This is a genomic window from Paenibacillus sp. CB74, from assembly GCF_055687625.1.
On the sequence record NZ_CM146009.1, the window covers coordinates 975,826 to 998,619 of the forward strand.

A 22,794-nucleotide genomic window follows, 5' to 3' on the forward strand; every position below is an offset into this window, starting at 1 on the left:
CAACAGAGGGGGAAGGTGAAGCAAATAGAGTGATTCCACAGATATCCATTAAAATAAATCAAAAAACTCTCAATCCACATACTGCTTGCGCAATAAGGGACGAGAGTTGTCGTGGTACCACCCTAATTCACCGCCGTTTCGCAACGACAGTCTTAGCGGTCAATGAAGACCGAAGAGGATAACGGGTCTAAACCGATTGCACCTACTCCAATTTCAATGCAATAACTCAGGAGCGCTCAAGACCATTTGCCTGCCACCGATTCACACCAACCATCGGCTCTCTGTAAGACGAAGCAACGTCTTTTTTCCATCATCGTGTTTAACGTGACTAATTTTTTCATAATGTATCATGGCTGACATGAGCATGTCAATAGGCTTAAATGTTTTAAATTGTTTCGCAGATGGCTTTCGCTTCTTACCTATACCAAGACACCATAAGCAATGCATTCCTTATTCTATCTACTACAAGAAGATGGAATGTAAGCTGTTTGGTGAACCGGATTTTACTGCTTTAATGAAGTAATGTCACTGACGCAAAACCAGGACTTGGGGCAGGCCTTGAACCTATTTGGTTTTTTGGCTATGATTTAGTATACTATCCGATTGGACAACGTAATTGTTATCCATTTGGACAACGTAATTGTTATCCATCAAATTTAACTCAAGAGGACAGACGCATCCGATGAAAAAATTCAAGTTTCCCAAGTTCAAGATTCAGAAGGCTGAGCCACAGCAGCTCACCGAGCGTTTGCTTTTAATCAATCTATACTTTACTCAAGGTCTGACACTGATTATCGGAGTTGTGTGGATCTTATTGCAAAAACGAAACTTGTTAGATGTACTCGCATGGCCTGACAATTACCAATTTGTATGGTGGGGTCTTGGTCTTGCTGGCATTATGCTTGTTATGGACTTGGTACTGTCGTATGTTATACCTCAGGAAAGCATGGATGACGGTGGAATTAACGAGATGTTGTTCCGTGGACGTCCGATCTGGCACATTGTATGTATAGCAGCCATTGTTGCTGTGTGTGAGGAATTATTATTCCGTGGAGCCATTCAACATGCCATCGGTCCTTACTGGACAAGTATTTTATTTGCAGTTATCCACATTCGTTATTTGCGCCACTGGATTCCAACAGGCTGGGTGTTTGTCTCAAGTTATGGATTGGGTTGGATTTACCTGCAATCCGGCACATTATGGGCGCCTATATTATGTCACTTTATTATTGATTTGGTGTCCGGATTAGCGATACGTTTTCGGAGGGGATCATGAATCAGCCATTAAGTAGAATGAAGACATATGGCAGTCAGCGCCATCGTCAATCGGATAAAAAAGAGACATCCGAGCGAGAGATGGCTTCTCAAGTAAGCATCGTTGCTGAAACAGCAGCAGCTGCTGAGGTTGGCGGAATTACACCAATTACTTCCGTTACTTTACCTAGATCACAGCGCAAGCCTTATACAGAAAAGCTGGAAAGTCCAGTACTTCCTCAAAGGGCACCATCACGCTCCAAAAAAACGCTAAAATCGACAGAAGAATCGATCCCCGAAGCGGGTTCGCTTCCTACACGGACAGAATTACATCCTTCACGTCGTTTAAAATTGAGCAAGAGGTTTGTCAATTCACTCATTTTTATTTTTGTCATGCTAACGATTAGTCTGGTTTGGTGGGGAGTAAAAGGGGCCCCCGCTCTGAATACGTTCCTTCCCTTGCCGTGGTAATGTTATTACTCGCAGGATTAGTCATTTTGATTGGAATTTTGCTACTCTCTCATATGTGGCGTCAAGCCCATGTTCATCAATTGATTGAAGAAGAGGTCGAAGTTCCTCATCTGCCAACATCCTTTGATGGGGCCGTGATTTTGTATGTATCCGACACTCATAAGCGCAAGCTAAAGCAGAAGGATCTGGCAAACTTTAAAAACAAGGTGGACTGGGTTCTGATCGGTGGGGATGTTGCGGAAAGAGGAATCTCATGGTCTCTAGTAAGACATAATATGAAACTCTTATCGAACATTGCTCCTTCTTTTACCGCGTATGGCAACCATGACAAGCGGGCTGGTACCGCTCAACTTGCTCGTATTCTTCAGCAATCGGGCGTTCAGCTCTTGCAGGATAATGTGGAATATCTGCAAAGGGGCAACGACAGATTAAGCCTGATCGGTATAGATTATCGTTCCAGACAGGGCGATGAATTGTTAGAGCAGATCGGCGACAGTTTTTGCAAAATTGCGATTGTTCATGATCCTTTGCAGGCCCTTCGCTTGGAGCAAAATGCAGATCTTATTCTAAGTGGTCATACACATGGCGGGCAATTGGTATTACCATTTTTTGGACCCGTTTTCCTTAGTAAAGCGTATCGTCCCATATCGAATGGGTGGTACTCTCTGAAGCGCAATCCGGAGGACGTTCATCGAGAAGGTAAAATGCTGGTCAGCAGAGGATACGGTACGAATCATCTTCCTCTCCGACTAGGTTGTCCTGCGGAGATGCATATCATCACATTAAGAGTGCCCGCGGAAAAAGCACTCACAGAGAAACAGCCTTGATCCATTGGATCAAGGCTGTTTAACTTTTGATGCGAGAAATAAGGATTTAACGAGCTTCCAATTCGATTGCACGCGGATCGACAAATGCGTAGCCTTTCTTTTCGAGCTTGGTCAGCAACTCATCCAATGCTTCAACCGTCCATGGCAATTCATGCATCAAAATATTACTTCCTGGATTTAACTGGTCCATTACATTTTGAATGACTTTTTCCGGTTTGTCTTTGGTGCTTTTATCCCAATCAAGGGAACCATTAGACCATGTCATATATAACATGCCATTTTTCTTCACAGCAGCTTTCAGTGCATCATTACCCGATCCAAAAGGTGGGCGGAAGAATTGCGGTTCTTCACCAATGGTATCCTTCACTATTTTTTGGACATCTGTAACCTGTTTTGCCGCTTCAGCATTAGACATTTTTTTGAGATCCTCATGATCCCAGGCATGATTGCCTACAATCTGACCCCGTTCGTGGATAAGTTTGAGCAATTCCGGATGACTTTTCACCCGATATCCATTGACGAAAAATATCGCTTTGGCGTTGTGTTTATCAAGAGTGTCGATTAGTGAAGTAATCATTTTTTCTTCTTTGGGTCCATCATCAAACGTTAACAAGACCACTTTGCTTTGGCTTGTATCATCGTTCGGTTTAATATAATAATTTTCATTCATATGATAGGTCTTTTCCACTTTCTCTTCTGTAGAAACCTTCCCCGAAGATTCGGTTTCTTCTTCAGTCACAGTTGTATCATTCGCTGGGAGTTCAGGGGCACTGGTTCCGGATTCTCCTGTTTCAGCCGGGTTAGAATTACTTTGTTCTTCTTGAATCGTGGTGGATTCGCCTGCTGATGTGGAATTTTCCGATGTTTTTTCTTCGGCTACCCCACAGGCTGACAGCAGTAAACTTGCAGCAATAATCAGGGAGGCTGTATGTCTGAACATGATTTCAACTCGCTTTCCTGTATTTATGCGGAATGAGATTGCTCACTACCGCAAACACTAAATATGATTTTAACACTTGAAGGAGGTTGGTGTAATGAAGACGTCATCCTTTTTTTGGGGCATTGTGATTGGTGTTGCAGCCAGTTCATGGCTGTCCAAAGGCAAATTGCCCATGATGTCATCGGGTTCATCACGAAACATGATGGATCAGGCAAAACATAAGATGATGGAGATGACTTTCCCGGGTATGGATGGGTTCACAAGCAAGCAAAATCAACATGGTGAATCACACAAAAATCCAGTGGCAAAGAGCGCAAGAGCAATCACACCGCAGGAAAAAGAAGCGAATATGAGTATGCTCAAAGATTTTATTCGCACTAATCCAGATGTGAAGCATGAAGTTGAGCAAATTTTAAGTCAAACAAACACAACAGTACCGGGTTTATAAACCAAAACCTCCAATTAGAATCATCCACAGTCTTGATTGGCTGTGGAATGATTCTTTTTTTGTCGATTTTACTTCGTGCATTTAGAGGTATAAAATGATAACATAACTACATAGATTTATTTTCAGCACATATTGTTTTGTGCTTCATAATCTGTTATAAGACTTGCTTATAAAGGGGAGATCCTGTATGAAAATAGAACGACTAAGTCACGATAAGATACGGATTTTCCTGACCTTTGACGATCTGAGCGAGCGCGGAATACAAAAAGAAGATATGTGGCAGGAAATACCTAAGGTTCATGAACTGTTCACTGAAATGATGGATCAGGCCTATTCCGAACTTGGATTTGATGCCACGGGTCCACTCGCTGTCGAAGTATTCGCACTTCCCGCTCAAGGGATGGTTGTCATTGTCACACGTGGAAAATATGATCCGCAACAATATGGTTCAGGTCATGAAGATGATCTTCCTGAAGAAGTATATGAAATGGAAGTTACACTCGAGCAAAGCGATTCCATCGTCTATGCGTTCAAGGACTTTGAAGTGCTCATTGAAGCTGCACATATGTTGCGTCAGCATGTTACGGATGCTGGGAGACTTTATTCTTATAAAGACAAGTGGTTCTTGCATTTGGAGCCAGATGAGGTTGATTCCACCAAACATGCGGCATTGATTGCCTTGCTTGCTGAATTTGGTGAAGGCTCCTCAGTGACTCCGGCAGTTATGGAAGAGTATGGTAAAGTTGTTATTCCTGCACAAGCGATTGATGTTATCTGCACCCACTTCAAACGCCAGGATTAATCTCTAGTTGTAATCGCGTCTTTAGTCAGAGGAGGGAATTTCGGTGCTTTTGTTTTCGGTCTTAGCGGCAGCAGTTGCTCCGGGTCTCGCCTTGTTAACATACTTTTACCTGAAAGACCGTTATGATTATGAGCCACTTCATATGGTATTGCGAGTGTTCCTTATGGGGATTCTCATGGTATTGCCAGTGATGATCATTCAGCGTGGCATGATGATGTGGCTCGGAGATAATCCTTATGTTGAGTCCATTCTGATCTCAGGTGGCGTGGAAGAATTCATCAAATGGTTCGTGCTTTATCATATCATCTACAATCACACCGAATTTGATGAACCGTATGACGGGATCTTATATGCAGTTGCTGTCTCGCTTGGATTTGCCACAGTTGAGAATGTGTTGTATGCCTTTGCGGGGAATGCATCCGTCTCAGCTATGTTTCTCCGGGCGTTGCTCCCTGTATCAGGGCACGCTATGTTTGCGGTAATCATGGGTTATTACATGGGCAAGGCCAAGTTTATCGGTGGCAAGAAAAAGCGGTGGTACCTGGTTCTTTCCCTTGTGTTACCTTTTTTCTGGCATGCGTTATACGATGTCATCATGAACACTATGGTGAATTATTGGTTATGGTTTATAGCGCCGCTAATGGCGGGCCTGTGGTATGGGGCAATGGGTAAAATCACACGTGCCAATAACCGTTCTCCTTTTCGTTTTGTGAAGCGGGAGGAAGAGGTTAAATTATAAAAATACGGACACACTGGTGGACATAAAGCGCATATTGCGCCTATGGCTCCGGTGTGTTTTTATTTTTGCGAAATATACTCCGGGGAATGACCAACAGAAACGGAGATTAACTGTGATGAGAATTAAAATTAAAATCAGATGCAAACAATGTGGTGAACGTTTTACATTACGTGGCAAGAAAGAACGGGGCCGAATTGAGACGGGATTCAAGCAGTGCCTCTGTGATAACAGAGACCAGTTCGAAATTGAAGAAGAGGGCATGGCAACTGGGGTTCAGTTGAATTAAAAGCAGGACCCTAACGGTACTTCAGCAGCCTGCTTGTGTAAGGACTGGAAATCGCATGCATAAGAGGTCTTTCTTCGATCCACAATAGAGGTAGTGGTTTAGAAGAAAGGAGACTCTACCGATGTATAAACGTTTAAGTTCAGTTATGTTTCCGATATTTGCGGTTCTGCTGGTCGGTGCGCTCGTGTGGGGCTATCAGGAGAATCAGGAGAAGAATGCGATTCTGATCAAGGCAGAGAACCAATATCAGCGTGCCTTTCACGATTTATCTTTTCATATGGATAAATTGCATTCGGAGATTGGCAACACCTTGGCGGTTCACTCCACATCACAGGGAATGCACCGCAAAGGTTTGATGAATGTATGGCGACTCACCAGTGAAGCACAGAATGAGATTAACCAGCTGCCACTCACCATGCTGCCATTTAACGAGACAGAGGAATTCCTCTCGCGCATTTCCAACTTTGCCTATCGGGCGTCGATGCGTGACTTGACGAACGAGCCGCTCAGTGAGAAGGAAATGGGCAACTTGAAAAAGCTGTATCAGAATTCATCCGAAATTACCAAGAATCTGCAGGATGTACAGCAGAAAGTGCTGACGGACCGTTTGCGCTGGATGGACGCGGAGACTGCCATGGCAACACAAGAGCAATCCATGGACAACACGATCGTTGACGGTTTTCGTACAGTGAATAAAAAGGTGCAGGAATACCCGGAGCTGGATTGGGGTCCTTCCGTATCCAATATCTATGCCAAACGAACAGTCAAGAAACTGGACGGCATGCCGGTGACCAAAGAACAGATTCAGAGCAAGGCTGCAAAATTCTCTGATGCGGACAGCAGCAAAATTAAGGTGCAGGAAAACGGTAAAGGAACGGACTGGGAATCGTATACTGCGACGGTCGATCATGCCAACAATGGCAAACTGATGATGGATTTCACCCGTAATGGGGGGATGCTTATCTCTTATAGTGATACACGTCCGATTGGAACCAAAAAAGTATCTCGTCAGGATGCCATGGCAAAAGCAGATCAATTTCTAACGAATAAAGGCTACAAAGATATGAAAGCCGTCAATTACGATGAATTTGGTAATTTGGGTAACCTTACTTATGTGCGTAAGCAAGGGGACACCTTGATCTATCCTGAGAAAATGTCAGTTCGTGTAGGACTGGATACAGGAGAAGTAACCGGATTTCAGGCGAGTGACTTTGTCTATGAACATAATGACAAGCGCAAAATTCCGAAAGCAACACTTACGGAGCAACAGGCACGTCAAAAGCTCAACTCAGACTTTGAAGAAAATTATGTACGAAAATCTCTGATTGAGAATGATTACAGCAAAGAAGTATTGTGTTATGAATTCGGAGGGAAAATTAACGGTTCTCGTTACCGGATATACATTAATGCGAATACAGGAATAGAAGAAGCGGTTGAAGAGATCAAACCGGTCAATGCAACCTCATAAAAAGATGGATAATCTCAATTTAAGTTGAGCGAATAATTGCGGCAGACCACGATGTGGTCTGTTTTTTTCTTGTTCAATGTGAGAAAGGTCATGGTATAATAGTCCTTGTACATACGAAGATAAATACATAAAGTGGCGGTGAACAGCTTGTTTCCTAAAATAAATGAAATTTTATTCATCCAGATTGCTTCTGCAGATGAAAAAGAGGAACACAAAGAGTACAAATCACGCATTGCAGATATGGATGACAGCAGTTTTCTGATTGAGGTCCCAATGCAACAAGGAAGCAGCCGTCTGAAAAGACTTTTTTTCGGAGAGGAACTGTCCATTTCATACATTACGGAAGATGGAGTCAGACATTATTTTAATACCTTTGTCACAGGATTTGAAGAAGATGTGGTTCGTCTTGTTCGTATACGCAAACCGCTTGCGAGCGATATATCCAAAATACAACGGCGTAGCTTTCTTCGTGTTCATGCAAATCTCGAATTGGCCATCCAGAGTGAAGATCTGACCCGTGCCGTCGGATTGACTGAAGATATTGGTGGCGGTGGATTGTCCATCTACGGCGAATCAGGGTTTCCAATAGCTGAAGGTCAAAAATTGAAATGCTGGTTGCTTGTTCCATACCGGAATTCAATCATAGAACATGTGAATTTTGAAGCTGAAGTTGTGCGGATCAAAACCCTGGAAACCGGCAGACAGTTATGCATGCTGAAATTTGTGCAGATCTCAGATTCGGAGCGCCAGAAAATTATCAAGTTTTGTTTCGAACGACAACTGGACTATCGCACGAAATAGGAATGTTGTGGCATAAATAGAGGGAACTGCGGGCACTGTAATGTAAAAAACGGAGGAATTGTCTTGAATCATCGTCATGCAACCCGCAGATATGAACGACTTTATTATGTTTTCTCCAGACGAATGGAACGAAGGGTTACGATTCTGATTACAGGCCTTTTAATCCTGCTTGTGGTGTATCAATTACTGCTGTTGGTACCAGGCTTCAAAAAGAATTTGACCACGATTGACCGTCTGGAAGGAACGCCAGTTCAATTGCAAACGGTGAATGAGTACGGGCAGCGCTGATTTGTCTGTTTTTGCATCCATGTGTAGAGTGTGGTATAATTTTCACGATGCAGGCAATGCCTGTTTTTTTATTGAGGTTTATCGTTTGAGGAGGAATGCCCCGTTGGCAAGCCAGAACACATCAGAGAACGGGAAAATGAACGTTGCAATTGACGGACCTGCCGGTGCCGGGAAAAGCACGGTGGCCCGATTGGTTGCAGAGGCGCTCGCGTATGTATACGTCGATACAGGCGCAATGTACCGTGCGGTAACCTTGCACATGCTTCGGAAAGATATTGCGCCAGAAGAAGTGACACAGGTACTTCAGGAAGCCCAAAAGCTGGTCATTGATTTACAACCGGATCCCGACGGACAGAAAGTGTTCTGTAATGGGGAAGAAGTAACCTCGGAAATCCGCTCCCGTGAAGTGACGGGAATCGTGTCCCGATATGCGCAAATCGAGGGGCTGCGTACGCAATTAGTGGATACTCAGCGGCAAATGGCTTTGCGCAAGGGCGTCGTTATGGATGGACGCGATATCGGAACGACAGTATTGCCCGATGCGGAAGTGAAAATCTTTATGACTGCCAGTGTGGAAGAGCGTGCGCTTCGCCGCTTCAAAGAACTGGACCCCTCTGAAGGACTGACGTTGCAACAGCTGGAGCGAGACATTGCCACCCGTGACAGATTGGATGAGAATCGGGAAATTTCCCCACTGCGTTGTGCTGAGGATGCTATCGTCCTGGATACAACAAAGATGAACATTCATGAAGTGGTTGACAAAATCGTATCTTATTGCACAATGGTCAGAGGAGAGATCGGTCTATGATTTACACATTTTGCAGCACATTACTGCGGATCATTTACACCATTCTTTTCCGCTTGGAGGCCGTTGGACGGGAGAATATTCCGGAAGAAGGCGGCGTACTTTTATGTTCCAATCATATTAGTAATTTCGATCCTCCAACTGTTGGTATCAAAATTCGCCGTCAGGTGCGTTTCATGGCCAAAAGCGAATTGTTTGAAATTCCGGTACTCGGCCGAATTATCAAAGCCGTGGGCGCTTTCCCCGTTAAACGTGGAGGTGTCAGCAAGGAATCCATCAAAACCTCACTCAATATTTTGCGTGATGGTCAAGTGCTTGGGATCTTCCCCTCGGGAAGCCGTCACAATGATGGAGGTATCGGCAAAAAAGGAGCAGCGAGTTTTGCTCTCCGTAGTGGCGCTACAGTTATTCCTACTGCTATTATCGGTAACTACAAAGTTTTTCGTAAGATGAAAGTTGTATATGGAGCACCAGTAAGTTTGGACGAGTTCAAGGAAGACCCCTCCGGAGAAGCTCTGGAGAAGGCCACTGAAAAGATTATGTCCAAGATTAACGAAATGGTGCAAACGGGCGTGCCAAGCAAGTAATGGCTTCGTCGGTAGCTGAGTGCATGTTTCCATATTTTTGAGGGAGACTAAAGCTTGAGTACTCAGTGATGAAAGTGTTTTGAACTCTGCTACAGGCAGGTTTGAATATAATGGGGTTTTTGAATTGAGGAGGGTATTTGACATGTCGGAAGAAATGAAAAATCAAGAAGCAACCCAAGATGAGTTGGATCAATTCGTTTCCTTGAAAAAAGGAGATACCGTAAAAGGAACCATCGTCAAATTGGAAGATAACCAAGCCTATGTGAGCATTGGATATAAATATGACGGTGTCATTCCAATTCGTGAACTGTCTTCATTACATGTGGACAGCGCGTCTGATGCAGTAGAAGTTGGACAAGAAGTTGAAGCTAAAGTTCTTAGCATCGACGACGAGAAAGAAAAACTCGTTCTGTCCAAACGTGCAATCGACAGCGAAAACGCTTGGGATCAATTGCAAAAGCATTTTGAAGACCAAGACGTATTCGAAGTTGTTGTAGGTGATGTTGTTAAAGGTGGTCTGGTAGCAGACGTGGGCGTGCGTGGATTTATCCCGGCATCCATGGTTGAACGCCATTTCGTTGAAGACTTCAGCGACTACAAAGGACGCACACTGCGTGTTAAAGTGAAAGAGATCGACCGTGAGAACAACAAAGTGATCCTTTCCCAAAAAGACGTACTGGAGCAAGAATTCGAAGCAAACAAAGCAACGGTTATGGCTGGTTTGCAAGAAGGTCAAGTGATCGAAGGTACAGTACAACGTTTGACTCAATTCGGCGCATTTGTTGATGTGGGCGGAGTTGACGGTTTGGTTCACGTATCCGAGCTGGCTTGGACACACGTTGAAAAACCATCCGACGTTCTGTCTGAAGGCGATAAAGTTAGTGTGAAAGTGCTGAAAGTTGACCCTGAAAAAGGCAAAATCAGCCTGAGCATGAAAGCAGTTCAACCAGGTCCTTGGGAAACTGCAAGCGAGAAATTCAATTCCAGCGATATCGTAACAGGTGTTGTAAAACGTCTGGTCGACTTCGGTGCATTTGTTGAAATCGCTCCTGGTGTTGAGGGACTTGTGCATATTTCACAAATCTCCCACAAACACATCGGCACTCCTCATGAAGTGCTGAAAGAAGGACAAGAAGTTCAAGTTAAAATCTTGGACATGAACCCTTCTGAGCAACGTGTAAGCTTGAGCATCAAAGAAACTGAAGAAGCTCCTGCTCAACCACAAAAATCAGAGCGTCCAGCAAGAAACAACGCTCCACGTGAAGAAATCAACAATCCAAACGTTTCCTTGAACAATCAAGGTATGAGCACTACGCTCGGCGAACTGTTTGGTGACAAACTCAGCAAATTCAAATAAGTTAACAATGCATGGTTCTAAGTTATATACTGCATATTTTGCTGAATAATAAAAGCAAGATCGGCGAGCCCCAGGCGGGTTCGCCGATTGTTTTTATTGCAAGTAATTTGGCATGAAACGTTAGCCAAGACTTATCTTTTTTGCTATGATGATTATCGTAAGTATGGACAGGAGGAGTGGACTGTATGGCAAGACCCGTTGTGGCAATTGTCGGACGACCGAACGTGGGTAAATCCACCATTTTCAATCGGATCATCGGCGATAGACTGGCCATTGTGGAAGACAAGCCGGGCATTACCCGTGACCGTATATATGGAATCGGTGAATGGAACGGTAAACCATTTAGTATTATTGATACAGGTGGTATCGAAATTGATGGTGAAGATGTAATCTTAAAATCGATTCGGATGCAAGCAGAGCTCGCTATTGAAGAAGCAGATGTTATTGTATTCATGTGTGATGCAAAAGCAGGTATTACGCAATCGGATGAAGAGGTAGCAGAGATGCTATACCGCTCAGGCAAGCCTATTGTTGTAGCGGTTAACAAAGTGGATAATATCGGACGAAGTGAGCTCATTTATGAGTTTTATGGATTCGGTTTCGGTGATCCCATCGGCGTATCGGGAAGTCACGGTACAGGTGTAGGTGATTTGCTTGATGCTATTGTGGAGAAGTTGCCAGAACTTGAGGAAGAGACTTACGACGAAGATGTCATTCGTGTAGCTCTGATCGGACGTCCTAATGTGGGTAAATCTTCACTGGTGAACGCTATTCTGGGGGAAGAGCGTGTCATTGTAAGTGATGTGGCTGGAACGACCCGGGATGCGATTGATACACCTTTTGAAAAAGACGGCCAACGTTACGTGCTGATTGATACAGCAGGTATGCGTAAGCGTGGTAAAGTATATGAAACAACTGAGAAATACAGTGTAATGCGTGCTATGCGTGCGATTGAGCGTGCAGATGTCGTTCTGATTGTCATTAATGGTGAAGAAGGCATTATTGAGCAGGACAAGCATATTGCTGGATATGCATTTGAAGCGGGCAAAGCGTCTTTGTTTGTCGTGAACAAATGGGATGTAGTCGAGAAGCATGACAAAACGATGAAAGAGTTTGAGACGAAAATTCGGGATCACTTCCTGTTTATGACGTATGCTCCAGTCGTATTTTTGTCAGCCCTGACAAAACAACGCTTACAAAAATTATTGCCGGTTGTAAAACATGTGGCGGAACAACACTCGTTGCGTGTTCAGACGCATCTGCTTAACGATGTCGTATCGGATGCGGTAGCTATTAACCCTCCGCCAACAGATAAAGGACGGAGAATGAGAATCAACTATGTGACTCAGGTTGCCGTTAAGCCACCGACCATGGTTGTTTTTGTGAACGATCCGGAATTGATGCACTTCTCATACGAGCGCTATCTGGAGAACAAGATCCGTGCAGCGTTTAACTTTGAAGGTACACCAATCCGTATATTTACTCGGAGGAAGTCCGACGAAGGTTAGGGGAGAAGTGTGTGATTTTACCAATCGCAGCGATTGTGCTGAGTTATCTGCTCGGTTCGATCAGCTTTAGTGTCCTCCTTGCAAAAGCGATACGGGGGATCGATATTCGTCAGCACGGAAGCGGAAACGCAGGAGCTACCAATACGTTGCGTATATTGGGTAAAGGACCGGCTATTGCTGTTCTGTTACTTGATGTACTTAAGGGTGTTGCAGCTGTATGGATTGGAATCTGGCTCGGCAACGGTTCTGCCTGGATTCCTGCACTCAGTGGTATAGCAGCCATCGCAGGACATAACTGGCCTCTTTACTTCCATTTTCGTGGAGGAAAAGGGATTGCCACGGCCATTGGTGTTCTGGTGAGTCTTGCTTTCCTACCTGCGTTATGTGCTGGGGTGATCGCTATTCTGTCTATTGTATTGACCCGGTATGTTTCATTGGGGTCTCTGATTTTTGTAGCATTTACACCCATCTTTATTCTGGTATTACCCGGATATTCAATGAATATCTTCTGGGGGAGTCTGATTATTTGTCTGTTTGCGTTCTGGAGACATCGTACCAATATTGCGAAGCTCGCCAAAGGACAGGAAAATAAATTGGGATCGAAAAACCCTGGAGGGGGTAAACGTGTTGTCTAAAAAAGTTGCTGTTCTGGTTGCTGGGAGCTGGGGAACAGCTCTGGCCAGTGTACTTGCCGCCAATCAGTTGGACGTGATGATGTGGACACGTGGTGAAGACCAAGCTAACGAAATCAATAGCAAGCACACCAATGCTCGCTATCTTCCGGATGCGGAGCTTTCACCACGAATTCAGGCAACAAGTGATATGGAAGCAGCGGTGGAAGGCGCTATAGCTGTGTTAATTGTTGCGCCTTCTTCAGCCATGCGTGCAGTTACGAACCAGCTTAAGGCTTATTATAAGCCTGAGATGTTAGTCATTCATGCAACCAAAGGTTTTGAGACAGAAAGCCTCAAACGGATGTCTACAGTCATTTCAGAAGAACTTGAATGTGAAGAAGGCCGTGTTGTAGTTCTTTCTGGCCCAAGCCATGCGGAAGAAGTGGTGAAGCGTTGTCCGACTACTGTGGTTGTAGCTTCATTGGATAAGTCATCTGCCGAGGCTGCTCAAGCTTTGTTTATGAATGCCTATTTCCGGGTTTACACGAATCGGGATATGCTCGGTGTTGAGCTGGCAGGTGCATTCAAAAACATTATTGCTCTTGGTGCAGGTATGTCCGATGGTCTTCAGTTCGGTGATAATGCCAAAGCCGCTTTGCTAACACGTGGTCTGGCAGAGATCACACGTATTGGAGTAGAGATGGGAGCGAATCCGTTAACGTTTTCGGGACTTGCCGGAATCGGAGATCTGGTTGTAACGGCTACAAGTCAGCATAGCCGGAACTGGAGAGCAGGTTCGATGCTGGGCCAGGGACAGAAGCTGGATGATGTTCTGAAGTCCATGGGCATGGTGGTAGAAGGCATTCGAACTACCCAAGCTGCCTATTTCATCTCGCAAAAATACGGTGTGCAAATGCCGATTGCGGATCAGCTGTATCACGTTTTATTCCAGGAGAGACAGCCGCGTGATGCAGTTGAAGCCTTGATGGGACGTGACCCGAAGACTGAAATGGAAGTCATGAAGCTTGAAACCTGGGAGCAGTGGCATTCCTGATTGTAATCCGCCTAAACCTATTTGTGAAATGAGAAGCTTATTCACCTTTTCTGTTGCGGACTCATACTATACACATGAGTATTGCCGGAGGAGGGGAGACGAATGGGTAACAACATTTCCAAAGATGCGCTGAATGCAATCAACAAGAAAACGGGTAAAACGATCACAGAAGGTGCCGTCAAGAAATTGGCAAGCACGGTGAAACCAACGACGATTCAAAATGAAGCTCAGTTGCGCCAATTGATCAAACAAGTATCCGCCATGGCGAAAGTTCCGGTATCTGAGGATACGGTTAAGGATATTGTGAGTGCGGTCAAGAAAAGCGGATTAAATCCGAGCAGTATGGAATCGTTAATGAAAATGATGATGAAAAAATAATAGATCACGCCTGCATGTGCAGGTGATCCAGTAAGACAAAAAGACGAGTCGGCTCCTGTCGGCTTGCTTTTTTGTCTTTTTTTTGGAAAGTTGCGCTTAATTTCGTGTTATAATGGTTGCAATTGTCACAGTGTCAGTGATGAATATCGGACTGAAGGGGAGATTGCTGGATTATGAGCGCAATGGACAAGATGTGGCTGTCATTGGTCGCCATCCTCATTATGGGACTATCTGTATTCCTGATTACGTTTGCTCGTGCCAAAACAAAAGGTATTGTACGAGGGATTCTTTCCTTCATTGCATTTTTGATTATGCTGATTGGCTTTTTCGGTGGAATCGCTTCTCTGACCTGATTTCCTATGCCTGAAGGTTAACATCCGCATAAGCACATCATAAGAACTGACACAATGAACACGGATGAGGGGAGTGTGAGCCTATGGGGCCGCATGATACGGAGGGTCGGACAGAGCGTTATCCGGAATTACACGCGGCTTTGCTGGAAACGGCCAAAGCCTGGAACACACAGCCACAGACATGGTTGCTTGGAGGAAGCTGTGGGTTGCTGCTTCAGGGAGTAGAGTTGCAACAGGCTCCCAGAGATATTGATATTTATGCGGATGTTGCTGCTGCTAAGGAACTTCACCGTAGTGCTCCAGGGGAAATGCTTGACGAGCCCACAGTGGATAAAACTGGACCTTATGCTTCTCTGCTAAGCCACTATCAGGTTGGTGAATGTGCGCTAGAACTGGTTGGTGGCTTCGAAATATGGGCTCGCAAAAGTTGGTACCGCATCGATATTGAACATGTACTTGCTCCGCATGCACCAGTAGCACAAGTGGGTTCATATCCCCTGCGACTGATGCCGCTTGCGCATGAGCTGTTGTTTAATATGCTGCGAGGTCGAGAAGATCGTTATGTACCCATTGCATCACAGATGCGTCAGCAACCACATGCCCATCAACCTATAATGATGCTTTTAAGTCAACAGAATGTATGGACAAGCCGCTTTAGAGCCGAAGTGGAAGAACTTGTTGGCTTTGCCTGGTCACAGTAGGGAGGAACATAATGGACTACAAAGTTACTTTTTTACCCATGAACAAATCAATCGTGCTTAAACCAGGGGCGACACTTCTGCATGTAGCACGACGAGCCGGAGTGAAGATTACGACCCGATGTGATGGTAAAGCTGCTTGCTTGATGTGCAAGGTGAACGTAGACGAAGAATATCGGGCGGAACTGTATCCGCCAACGGATGCAGAAAAGCGCAAGTTGGGTTCATTGTTGGAAGCAGGTACAAGACTGTCCTGTCAGGCCAAGGTGTGTGGTTCTCTATCGGTTCATGTTCCGGAGGACCCGCTGAAGGCAGCCATACGGAAACAACTGGAACGTCAGCAACAGGAAGACGACTGGTTCTGAGATAAGCGTTATTCTAGGAGGACACGAATGATTAGGAACAAGCCAAAAGGTGTTGAAGGAAGCGGACGGCACCGTCTGATGCATCAGATGAGCGGTCTGCTGTTATTCCTGTTGTTTGCTTTTACAGCAAGTGGTTGTATGTATCCATCGCAGAGCAATTCGGACCCTAAAATAGCCTATCGGGAAAGCGTGAGCCGTATCCAGAGTGCGGTAGAGGCATTCCAGCAAGATGAGGGGATTTTACCCATCCTCAATGCAGATATGGAAACGCCAAAATATGAAAAATTCAGAGTGGATCTGCCCAAGTTGAAGCAACTGGGGTATCTGGATGAAATACCGGGAACCGCTTTTGAAAGCGGTGGTAGCGCTTACTTCCTTATCCAGGATGAAGAAGTGAATCCCATCGTTAAAGTGATGGACCTCCTGACCGTTCAGAAAGTCAACGATGTGCAGCGAATGGTTAATCAATATAAATCCGTACATAACAATAAGCTGCCAAGCGGGGAAGAATTGTATCCGGGGTTATATGCTGTGGATATGGATCAGGCTGTACAGGCAGGAACTCCTTCCATTACATTGAATAGTGTGTATTCGGGTCAGGCATTACCTTTTATGATGGATGACGAAGGCAAGGTCTATGTAGATTATGCTTTTGACATTATGCAGGCAGTGGAAAAGTCTGATGTGTCTCCAGCAGAGACGGATGATGTTCGGGATCTTCTGTTGGAGCACTCCTACTTCGTACCTGTAAAATCTGTTTTATACACTTGGCAAAATAATGCACCAGTGGCACAGCCAACAAAATAAGTCTGGTTGCCATTCATATGATCTAACTGTATGCCTCACATGCCTCTAAGGGTTCAAAAAGAGATATTCCAAATCAGGGATATCTCTTTTTTCTTTTGTCCGTATGAGCAATAACCGTCATAAAAACTTCACGGATCACATAAAGTAGATTGAAATAAAGACGCGCAGTCCGAGATCGGGGGATTCTCCTAATGTCATCACCATAAGATAAAAAAACAAAAATACGCGTCATATTGCCGCATACGGATACATAAGATGATACTAGTCCAATTGCATGTACGAGTTAACGCCGCTCTCGCCGGTTTCATCAGAATGCAACGTTCGGCGGCGGACGACTTCCGGGCACTCACAAAGGCGGCTCTACCGTTGCAGGGATTTCAGTCTTCTGATTGAAAAAACGAAGCGGATGCTCTTTAGCATTTTTCCTTCGGAGTAATTTAGGGAGGGGATTTCATTGGAGAAAGTGGACATTTTTAAGGACATAGCTGAGCGGACCGGAGGGGATATTTATCTCGGGGTTGTCGGCGCAGTCCGGACGGGAAAATCAACATTTATTAAACGATTCATGGAAACGATCGTATTGCCCAACATCGCAAGCGAGGCTGATCGTGCCCGTGCAGTGGATGAACTTCCACAAAGTGCAGCAGGCAAAACCATCATGACAACCGAACCAAAATTTGTACCGAATAACGCAGTTCAGATCAAGGTGGCCGAAGGGCTTGATGTCAATGTACGCCTTGTGGATTGTGTGGGTTACGCGGTGGAAGGAGCCAAGGGGTACGAGGATGAAAATGGTCCGCGCATGATCTCCACGCCTTGGTTCGAAGAGCCAATTCCGTTCCAGGAAGCCGCCGAGATTGGGACTCGCAAAGTCATTCAGGAGCATTCCACACTGGGTGTTGTGGTCACAACAGACGGCACAATTGCCGAAATTGCCCGCAGTTCCTATGTGGAATCCGAAGAACGGGTTATTGCGGAATTGAAAGAAGTCGGTAAACCGTTTGTCTTGGTCATCAACTCCACTCGCCCACGCAGTGAAGAAGCCCTGCAATTGCGTAGTGAACTTGCTGCCAAATACGACATTCCGGTGATGACACTCAGTGCAGCCACAATGACTGAAGATGATGTGACGGGTGTACTTCGTGAAGTGCTCTATGAGTTCCCTGTGCATGAAGTGAATGTAAACCTGCCGAGCTGGGTTATGGTGTTGAACGAGACTCACTGGCTGCGAAGCAACTACGAGAATTCTGTACGGGATACCGTGAAGGATATTCGCAGACTTCGCGATGTGGATCGGGTTGTCGCTCAGTTCATGGAATATGAATTCATTGATCGCGCAGGACTAAGTGGTATGAACATGGGGCAGGGTGTAGCTGAAATTGACCTGTATGCGCCGGATGAACTGTATGATCAGATTCTCGTAGAAGTAGTTGGCATCGAGATTCGCGGCAAGGATCATCTGCTGCAATTGATGCAGGAGTTCTCACATGCGAAGAGAGAATACGATCGCTTCGCAGAAGCGCTGGAAATGGTCAAAACGACCGGATACGGCATTGCTGCTCCATCTCTCGCCGAGATGGCTCTGGATGAACCTGAGCTCATTCGTCAGGGCACCAAATTTGGCGTACGTCTGAAAGCTACGGCACCGTCCATTCATATGATCCGGGTCGATGTGGAATCGGAGTTCGCTCCAATTATCGGTACGGAGAAGCAAAGTGAGGAACTGGTGAGATACCTGATGCAGGACTTCGAGAACGATCCGATCAAGGTATGGGATTCAGATATGTTCGGCCGTTCGCTACACTCTATCGTGCGAGAAGGGATTCAGGGCAAGATTGCCATGATGCCGGATAATGCAAGATACAAACTGCAAGAGACGCTGGGAAGAATCATTAACGAAGGTTCAGGTGGCTTGATCGCTATCATTTTGTAAGACATCAAAAGACCGTAAGGGGAAATCCCCTCGCGGTCTTTTTTATGTGATTTCTTTATTTTGGATGAAATGGATGGGAAGAATAGTGCTTTCAAAAAAAACTTAGCGATTTTTAGCTTTAAATTGCTAAAACCCATTTACATACTAGGGATTAGCCGTTATATTAATATTCAACTATTGTGATCGAGATCACAGAGAGTGGACAGGGGGAGACAGAGATGAAAAGAAAAGAGATAAAATGGGTATGGTTGAGTGTGTTATTGGTATTTACATTGGCACTGTCCGCTTGCGGAATTAAAAAAGAACCGGCAGCAACTCCAGCTTCAGGTGCATCAGCTGATACGCCGAAAACGGAAGCAGTTACAGGCCCTTTAAGCGGTAAAAGAATTGCACTTATTATGGAATTTAATACAGGTACCTTCTCGCAGCAATATGTACAAGGAGTCAAACAAGAAATCGAAAAATTCGGTGGCGAACTGACGACGTTTGTTGCCGATAATGACAAAGCAAAGATGGTATCTTTGCTTGATAGCGCAATTAATCAGAAATTCGATGCCATTCTTACGGATCACGGTGATTCCCTATTAGAGCCAGGCGTAAAGAAGGCAGTAGAACAGGACATTCCCGTGGTTGTATTCGACGCAGCCATTACTGTACCGGGAGCTACAGTCCTGTCACAGGATGACCAGAAGATGGCTGAGCTCACACTGGAGCAAATGAAAAAAGATATCAATGGAGAAGGAAATATTGTGAAAGTATGGGTAGCTGGTTTCGCACCGATGGAACGTCGTCAGATTGCATACGGTGAATTCATGAAAGCAAATCCGGACATCAAGGAAATAGCTACATTTGGTTCCGCACAGAATCCGGCGCTGGATACTCAAGCCAAAATGGAAGCTATTCTCAAGCAATATCCAAAAGGTGAGATTACAGCTGTATGGACTGCATGGGATGAATTCGCCAAAGGTGCAGCGCGTGCAATTCAACAAGCTGGACGTGACGAGATCAAAGTGTATGGTATCGATATGAGTGACGAGGATCTGCAAATGATTCAGGACCCGAAAAATCCTTGGGTTGCTTCTGCTGCTGTTGATCCAACGGATATTGGTCGCGTCCAAGTCCGTTATGCTTATCAGAAACTGAACGGGGACGAGACAGAAGATTCAGTTGTGCTTAACCCGGTCTATGTTCAACGTGAAGCTCTGCCAGATCAACAAATCTCCACTTCGGAGCTGTCAGAGTTCGTTGAAGGATGGGGTGGAAGCACACAGGGAATCAAGGACTGGATGAGCGAATACGGAATTACTGCTAAATAAGCAGCGTATGGGAAGCGCGCCGCAAGGCGCGCTTTTTTCAAACATAATGAAGATATGTTTGGCCTGGATGAAAAAAGGGATGCTCCCGGAAGGGAACGATTGGAGGTTAACATCATGAGCACTGCACCGATTCTGCTTCAAATGGAACACATCCACAAGCAGTTTTCAGGCATACCTGCACTGAAGGATGTGGATTTCTCTGTAAAAGGCGGGGAGATTCATGCGCTGCTGGGTGCCAATGGTGCCGGTAAGAGCACGTTAATGAAAATTTTGTCTGGTGCTTATCCATTGGATCAGGGGACGATTCAGCTAAGTGGACAAGCGCTTCATTTAAGTTCTCCGGGAGACGCGAAGGCAAGCGGGATTCACTGTGTCTATCAGGAAGTGGATGCGGCACTGGTGCCACAGCTGACGGCTGCGGAGAACATTATGTTGGATCAGTTGGCTTCACCTGCCGGGGGGTGGTGGAAAAGTCCACGGAAGCTGCAACAGCGTGCGATTGAGGCATTGAAGCAATTAGGGGCGGACATATCCGTTCACCAAAAAGTGGCTGATCTGACGCTTGCAGAAAAACAAATGATACTGCTGGCGCGGATTTTGATTCAGGATGCCAAGGTCATCATTTTTGACGAACCTACTGCACCGCTGAGTCAGGAAGAAACGGATGCATTTTTCCGGATTGTTCATCTTTTGAAGGAACGGGGCGTAGCCTGCATTTTCATAACCCATCGTCTTGCTGAAGTGACGGGTCACTGTGATCGCGTTACGGTTATGAGGGATGGGCAACATGTATTTACCGGCGAAGCAAAGGGACTGACAATCAACGATTTGGTTACTCAGATGTTAGGCAAACCATTTGAAGAAGAGTTTCCGAAGACGGAAGCCCCCGTGGGGGAGATGCTGTTAGAAGCTCGTGGGCTTCGTCGTGGAGTGAAAGTCAAAGGTGTTGACCTCTCTGTACGCCGAGGTGAAGTCCTCGCTGTGGTTGGCTTGGTAGGCGCGGGTAAAACGGAAAGCTCTCGTTTGCTGATTGGTGCAGATCGGCTGGAGGGAGGGGAGATCCGGCTTAACAACCGTAATCTTCGTCTGTCTCAGCCTGCGGATGCGGCGGCTCTGGGGATTGTTTCTGTACCGGAGGAGCGACGTAAACAAGGAATCCTGATTCAGGAGAACGTGGAACGGAATCTAAGTCTGCCTTTGCTTAGCCGTCTCAGTACATTAGGTTTCGTAAGCCGCAAACGGGAACGTCTGAATGCTGAGTCGTTGGTGAAACAGCTTGGAATCAAAACATCGTCAGTGAAGCAGGAAGTGAAATATCTAAGCGGTGGTAATCAGCAGAAGGTAGCCATTGGCAAATGGCTTAATGCGGATGCAGATGTATTTATATTTGATGAGCCAACCAAAGGCGTAGATATCGGGGCAAAAAGTGACATTTTCCGCATTATCAACGAACTGGCTTTAGCCGGCAAGGGCGTCATCTATTTCACCTGTGAACTGGATGAAGGCATGGGAATTGGCGACCGAATCGCTGTCATGTGCGAGGGTGTTATCGTGAAAGAGTTCAAACGAGGCGAGACTAATCAAGAACAGCTGCTATACTATGCAAGCGGTGGACAAGAGGTGCAATCATGAAGGATAAATCAATGGATTTTGCGTTCCGTTACGGAGCAATTATAGTTATTATAGGAGTTATCGCATTTTTCGGCATTAAATTGCCTTATTTCTTTACGTACAGTAACTTGACCGATATTTTGGGCTCGATTTCAATCGTCACGTTTGTAGCGATAGGTGTTACGTTATCTCTCATTGTTGATGGATTTGATCTCTCTGTAGGGGCGACTGTTTCATTGACCACCGTCGTGACGGCTTCATTAATGATATGGTATCAACAACCGCTAGCAATCGTCATTATCGTGCCACTAATTATCGGTGCTGTTATTGGTTTGTTGAACGCTTTGCTCATTGTAAAATTGCGTATTCCGGATTTGCTGGCAACCCTCGCCACGATGTACATCATCGGAGGTATTCACAAAACGTATGCACAGGGGTATACCATTTACAATCACATGCAGTTCCCTGATGGAAGCAAAGCTGCGGGCGAGATGGACCCGACCTTCCTGCTTATAGGGCAGGGTAAATGGCTGGGGATGCCAATATCGGTTATCCTGCTGCTTATTGCGGTAATAGGTGTGCATATCTTTTTGACGTATACGAAATATGGGCGCCAGATGTACATTACAGGCGGTAATGAGGAAGCTGCACGATTGTCTGGAATCAAGGTGAAAAAGGTGCGTACACTCGCCTATGTAGCCGCTGGAGTGTTTGCAGCAATCGGTGGTATCATCTATGCTTCCAAAGTAGGATCTGGGCAAATAGATGCGGGATCACCGTTGTTAATGGAATCCGTAGCGGCAGTATTTGTCGGTTTCTCTGTGTTCGGGGCGGGTAAACCGAATGTCATCGGAACCTTCATCGGTTCGGTTCTGATTGGTGTTCTTGTGAACGGGTTAACGATGATGAACGTACAGTATTTCACGCATGATATTGTAAAAGGTGGAGTTCTCGTGCTTGCCCTGGCGGTTACATTTTACGTCTTAAACCGCAACCGGACTTGAAATTGTGGGCTGTCTGTATTAGTATGAAATTTGTTCGGCGTCTGAAATGCCCGTGGTTTCAGACGACATTCTGCCGAAAA

Annotated in this window: 26 protein-coding genes and 1 other annotated feature; of the genes, 25 read left to right on the plus strand and 1 reads right to left on the minus strand. The window is 45.4% G+C overall.

The features are described 5' to 3' along the window. Positions 1 to 92: 92 nt before the first annotated feature. Positions 93 to 323 (minus strand) — a binding site (T-box leader). 359 nt (positions 324 to 682) lie between these two features. The 3 genes from ACX9NY_RS04465 to ACX9NY_RS04475 are packed head-to-tail and all read left to right on the plus strand — an operon-like array spanning position 683 to position 2,552. Continuing rightward, on the plus strand, positions 683 to 1,276 hold the full coding sequence (locus ACX9NY_RS04465; RefSeq protein WP_339235264.1) for a CPBP family intramembrane glutamic endopeptidase: 594 nt from the start codon (positions 683 to 685) through the stop codon (positions 1,274 to 1,276). Continuing rightward, positions 1,273 to 1,725 (plus strand): hypothetical protein, encoded by a 453-nt coding sequence (locus ACX9NY_RS04470; protein ID WP_339235262.1) that lies wholly within the window; start codon positions 1,273 to 1,275, stop codon positions 1,723 to 1,725. Before ACX9NY_RS04465 ends, ACX9NY_RS04470 begins: the two co-directional genes overlap by 4 nt. 26 nt (positions 1,726 to 1,751) lie before the next feature. Next, positions 1,752 to 2,552, plus strand: coding sequence for a metallophosphoesterase (locus tag ACX9NY_RS04475; protein WP_472477271.1), 801 nt, complete (start codon positions 1,752 to 1,754; stop codon positions 2,550 to 2,552). Between the two features lie 46 nt (positions 2,553 to 2,598). Here the strand turns inward: ACX9NY_RS04475 and ACX9NY_RS04480 are convergent, their stop codons facing one another. Next, positions 2,599 to 3,492, minus strand: coding sequence for a polysaccharide deacetylase family protein (locus ACX9NY_RS04480; protein WP_472477273.1), 894 nt, complete (start codon positions 3,490 to 3,492; stop codon positions 2,599 to 2,601). Positions 3,493 to 3,586: 94 nt separating this feature from the next. Between ACX9NY_RS04480 and ACX9NY_RS04485 the strand changes: the two genes are divergently transcribed. The 22 genes from ACX9NY_RS04485 to ACX9NY_RS04590 all read left to right on the plus strand — a co-directional run bounded on the left by ACX9NY_RS04485 (position 3,587) and on the right by ACX9NY_RS04590 (position 22,714). Then, positions 3,587 to 3,940 (plus strand): hypothetical protein, encoded by a 354-nt coding sequence (locus ACX9NY_RS04485; RefSeq protein WP_339235257.1) that lies wholly within the window; start codon positions 3,587 to 3,589, stop codon positions 3,938 to 3,940. A 187-nt stretch (positions 3,941 to 4,127) separates the two neighbouring features. Next, positions 4,128 to 4,742 carry a genetic competence negative regulator gene (locus ACX9NY_RS04490; protein WP_076209900.1) on the plus strand — a complete coding sequence of 205 codons (615 nt, stop codon included), beginning with the start codon at positions 4,128 to 4,130 and terminating at the stop codon, positions 4,740 to 4,742. Between the two features lie 43 nt (positions 4,743 to 4,785). Next, complete coding sequence (gene prsW, locus ACX9NY_RS04495; RefSeq protein ID WP_339235254.1) at positions 4,786 to 5,481, plus strand: glutamic-type intramembrane protease PrsW; 696 nt, start codon at positions 4,786 to 4,788, stop codon at positions 5,479 to 5,481. Positions 5,482 to 5,596: 115 nt separating this feature from the next. Further along, the gene (locus ACX9NY_RS04500) at positions 5,597 to 5,767 is read left to right on the plus strand and encodes a hypothetical protein (RefSeq protein ID WP_167350887.1); all 171 of its coding nucleotides are present in this window, start codon (positions 5,597 to 5,599) and stop codon (positions 5,765 to 5,767) included. Between the two features lie 121 nt (positions 5,768 to 5,888). After that, positions 5,889 to 7,235 carry a germination protein YpeB gene (gene ypeB / locus ACX9NY_RS04505; RefSeq protein WP_339235252.1) on the plus strand — a complete coding sequence of 449 codons (1,347 nt, stop codon included), beginning with the start codon at positions 5,889 to 5,891 and terminating at the stop codon, positions 7,233 to 7,235. Positions 7,236 to 7,382: 147 nt separating this feature from the next. Next, positions 7,383 to 8,036, plus strand: a complete 654-nt coding sequence (locus ACX9NY_RS04510) for a flagellar brake protein (RefSeq protein WP_339235250.1) — start codon at positions 7,383 to 7,385, stop codon at positions 8,034 to 8,036. 63 nt (positions 8,037 to 8,099) lie between these two features. Further along, positions 8,100 to 8,324 (plus strand): hypothetical protein, encoded by a 225-nt coding sequence (locus ACX9NY_RS04515; RefSeq protein WP_342570552.1) that lies wholly within the window; start codon positions 8,100 to 8,102, stop codon positions 8,322 to 8,324. A 103-nt stretch (positions 8,325 to 8,427) separates the two neighbouring features. Continuing rightward, on the plus strand, positions 8,428 to 9,132 hold the full coding sequence (gene cmk, locus ACX9NY_RS04520; protein WP_339235246.1) for a (d)CMP kinase: 705 nt from the start codon (positions 8,428 to 8,430) through the stop codon (positions 9,130 to 9,132). Next, on the plus strand, positions 9,129 to 9,716 hold the full coding sequence (locus ACX9NY_RS04525) for a lysophospholipid acyltransferase family protein (protein ID WP_339235244.1): 588 nt from the start codon (positions 9,129 to 9,131) through the stop codon (positions 9,714 to 9,716). The genes cmk and ACX9NY_RS04525 overlap by 4 nt, the downstream gene beginning before the upstream one ends. A 142-nt stretch (positions 9,717 to 9,858) precedes the next feature. Beyond that, positions 9,859 to 11,073 carry a 30S ribosomal protein S1 gene (rpsA, locus tag ACX9NY_RS04530; protein ID WP_062835205.1) on the plus strand — a complete coding sequence of 405 codons (1,215 nt, stop codon included), beginning with the start codon at positions 9,859 to 9,861 and terminating at the stop codon, positions 11,071 to 11,073. A 185-nt stretch (positions 11,074 to 11,258) separates the two neighbouring features. Beyond that, positions 11,259 to 12,581 carry a ribosome biogenesis GTPase Der gene (gene der / locus ACX9NY_RS04535; protein WP_253438644.1) on the plus strand — a complete coding sequence of 441 codons (1,323 nt, stop codon included), beginning with the start codon at positions 11,259 to 11,261 and terminating at the stop codon, positions 12,579 to 12,581. An 11-nt stretch (positions 12,582 to 12,592) separates the two neighbouring features. Beyond that, positions 12,593 to 13,216, plus strand: a complete 624-nt coding sequence (gene plsY / locus ACX9NY_RS04540; protein WP_339235242.1) for a glycerol-3-phosphate 1-O-acyltransferase PlsY — start codon at positions 12,593 to 12,595, stop codon at positions 13,214 to 13,216. Beyond that, positions 13,209 to 14,249 (plus strand): NAD(P)H-dependent glycerol-3-phosphate dehydrogenase, encoded by a 1,041-nt coding sequence (locus ACX9NY_RS04545; protein ID WP_339235240.1) that lies wholly within the window; start codon positions 13,209 to 13,211, stop codon positions 14,247 to 14,249. The genes plsY and ACX9NY_RS04545 overlap by 8 nt, the downstream gene beginning before the upstream one ends. A 102-nt stretch (positions 14,250 to 14,351) precedes the next feature. Then, the gene (locus ACX9NY_RS04550) at positions 14,352 to 14,627 is read left to right on the plus strand and encodes a stage VI sporulation protein F (RefSeq protein ID WP_017687687.1); all 276 of its coding nucleotides are present in this window, start codon (positions 14,352 to 14,354) and stop codon (positions 14,625 to 14,627) included. A 173-nt stretch (positions 14,628 to 14,800) separates the two neighbouring features. Further along, positions 14,801 to 14,980, plus strand: coding sequence for a DUF2768 family protein (locus ACX9NY_RS04555; RefSeq protein WP_278294380.1), 180 nt, complete (start codon positions 14,801 to 14,803; stop codon positions 14,978 to 14,980). 83 nt (positions 14,981 to 15,063) lie between these two features. Beyond that, positions 15,064 to 15,681 (plus strand): hypothetical protein, encoded by a 618-nt coding sequence (locus ACX9NY_RS04560; protein ID WP_339235238.1) that lies wholly within the window; start codon positions 15,064 to 15,066, stop codon positions 15,679 to 15,681. An 11-nt stretch (positions 15,682 to 15,692) separates the two neighbouring features. Further along, a complete protein-coding gene (locus ACX9NY_RS04565; RefSeq protein WP_339235236.1) occupies positions 15,693 to 16,043 on the plus strand; it encodes a 2Fe-2S iron-sulfur cluster-binding protein in 351 nt (116 codons plus the stop codon). A 27-nt stretch (positions 16,044 to 16,070) separates the two neighbouring features. Beyond that, a complete protein-coding gene (locus tag ACX9NY_RS04570; RefSeq protein WP_472477279.1) occupies positions 16,071 to 16,850 on the plus strand; it encodes a hypothetical protein in 780 nt (259 codons plus the stop codon). Positions 16,851 to 17,304: 454 nt separating this feature from the next. Further along, positions 17,305 to 18,783, plus strand: coding sequence for a stage IV sporulation protein A (gene spoIVA, locus ACX9NY_RS04575; RefSeq protein WP_017687692.1), 1,479 nt, complete (start codon positions 17,305 to 17,307; stop codon positions 18,781 to 18,783). A 218-nt stretch (positions 18,784 to 19,001) separates the two neighbouring features. Then, the gene (locus tag ACX9NY_RS04580; protein WP_472477282.1) at positions 19,002 to 20,099 is read left to right on the plus strand and encodes a sugar ABC transporter substrate-binding protein; all 1,098 of its coding nucleotides are present in this window, start codon (positions 19,002 to 19,004) and stop codon (positions 20,097 to 20,099) included. A 114-nt stretch (positions 20,100 to 20,213) separates the two neighbouring features. Continuing rightward, positions 20,214 to 21,731, plus strand: a complete 1,518-nt coding sequence (locus ACX9NY_RS04585; protein ID WP_339307314.1) for a sugar ABC transporter ATP-binding protein — start codon at positions 20,214 to 20,216, stop codon at positions 21,729 to 21,731. Beyond that, positions 21,728 to 22,714, plus strand: a complete 987-nt coding sequence (locus tag ACX9NY_RS04590) for an ABC transporter permease (RefSeq protein ID WP_472477284.1) — start codon at positions 21,728 to 21,730, stop codon at positions 22,712 to 22,714. Before ACX9NY_RS04585 ends, ACX9NY_RS04590 begins: the two co-directional genes overlap by 4 nt. Positions 22,715 to 22,794 lie beyond the last annotated feature (80 nt).

Coding starts and splice junctions, on each gene's coding strand:
- ACX9NY_RS04560 (WP_339235238.1), top strand. CDS start 15,064: ATGGGGCCGCATGATACGGAGGGTCGGACAGAGCGTTATCCGGAATTA.
- ACX9NY_RS04490 (WP_076209900.1), top strand. CDS start 4,128: ATGAAAATAGAACGACTAAGTCACGATAAGATACGGATTTTCCTGACC.
- ACX9NY_RS04585 (WP_339307314.1), top strand. CDS start 20,214: ATGAGCACTGCACCGATTCTGCTTCAAATGGAACACATCCACAAGCAG.
- ACX9NY_RS04565 (WP_339235236.1), top strand. CDS start 15,693: ATGGACTACAAAGTTACTTTTTTACCCATGAACAAATCAATCGTGCTT.
- ACX9NY_RS04555 (WP_278294380.1), top strand. CDS start 14,801: ATGAGCGCAATGGACAAGATGTGGCTGTCATTGGTCGCCATCCTCATT.
- ACX9NY_RS04550 (WP_017687687.1), top strand. CDS start 14,352: ATGGGTAACAACATTTCCAAAGATGCGCTGAATGCAATCAACAAGAAA.
- der (WP_253438644.1), top strand. CDS start 11,259: ATGGCAAGACCCGTTGTGGCAATTGTCGGACGACCGAACGTGGGTAAA.
- ACX9NY_RS04480 (WP_472477273.1), bottom strand. CDS start 3,492: ATGTTCAGACATACAGCCTCCCTGATTATTGCTGCAAGTTTACTGCTG.
- ACX9NY_RS04485 (WP_339235257.1), top strand. CDS start 3,587: ATGAAGACGTCATCCTTTTTTTGGGGCATTGTGATTGGTGTTGCAGCC.
- ypeB (WP_339235252.1), top strand. CDS start 5,889: ATGTATAAACGTTTAAGTTCAGTTATGTTTCCGATATTTGCGGTTCTG.
- ACX9NY_RS04590 (WP_472477284.1), top strand. CDS start 21,728: ATGAAGGATAAATCAATGGATTTTGCGTTCCGTTACGGAGCAATTATA.
- ACX9NY_RS04465 (WP_339235264.1), top strand. CDS start 683: ATGAAAAAATTCAAGTTTCCCAAGTTCAAGATTCAGAAGGCTGAGCCA.
- ACX9NY_RS04525 (WP_339235244.1), top strand. CDS start 9,129: ATGATTTACACATTTTGCAGCACATTACTGCGGATCATTTACACCATT.
- rpsA (WP_062835205.1), top strand. CDS start 9,859: ATGTCGGAAGAAATGAAAAATCAAGAAGCAACCCAAGATGAGTTGGAT.
- ACX9NY_RS04500 (WP_167350887.1), top strand. CDS start 5,597: ATGAGAATTAAAATTAAAATCAGATGCAAACAATGTGGTGAACGTTTT.
- ACX9NY_RS04470 (WP_339235262.1), top strand. CDS start 1,273: ATGAATCAGCCATTAAGTAGAATGAAGACATATGGCAGTCAGCGCCAT.
- ACX9NY_RS04570 (WP_472477279.1), top strand. CDS start 16,071: ATGATTAGGAACAAGCCAAAAGGTGTTGAAGGAAGCGGACGGCACCGT.
- ACX9NY_RS04580 (WP_472477282.1), top strand. CDS start 19,002: ATGAAAAGAAAAGAGATAAAATGGGTATGGTTGAGTGTGTTATTGGTA.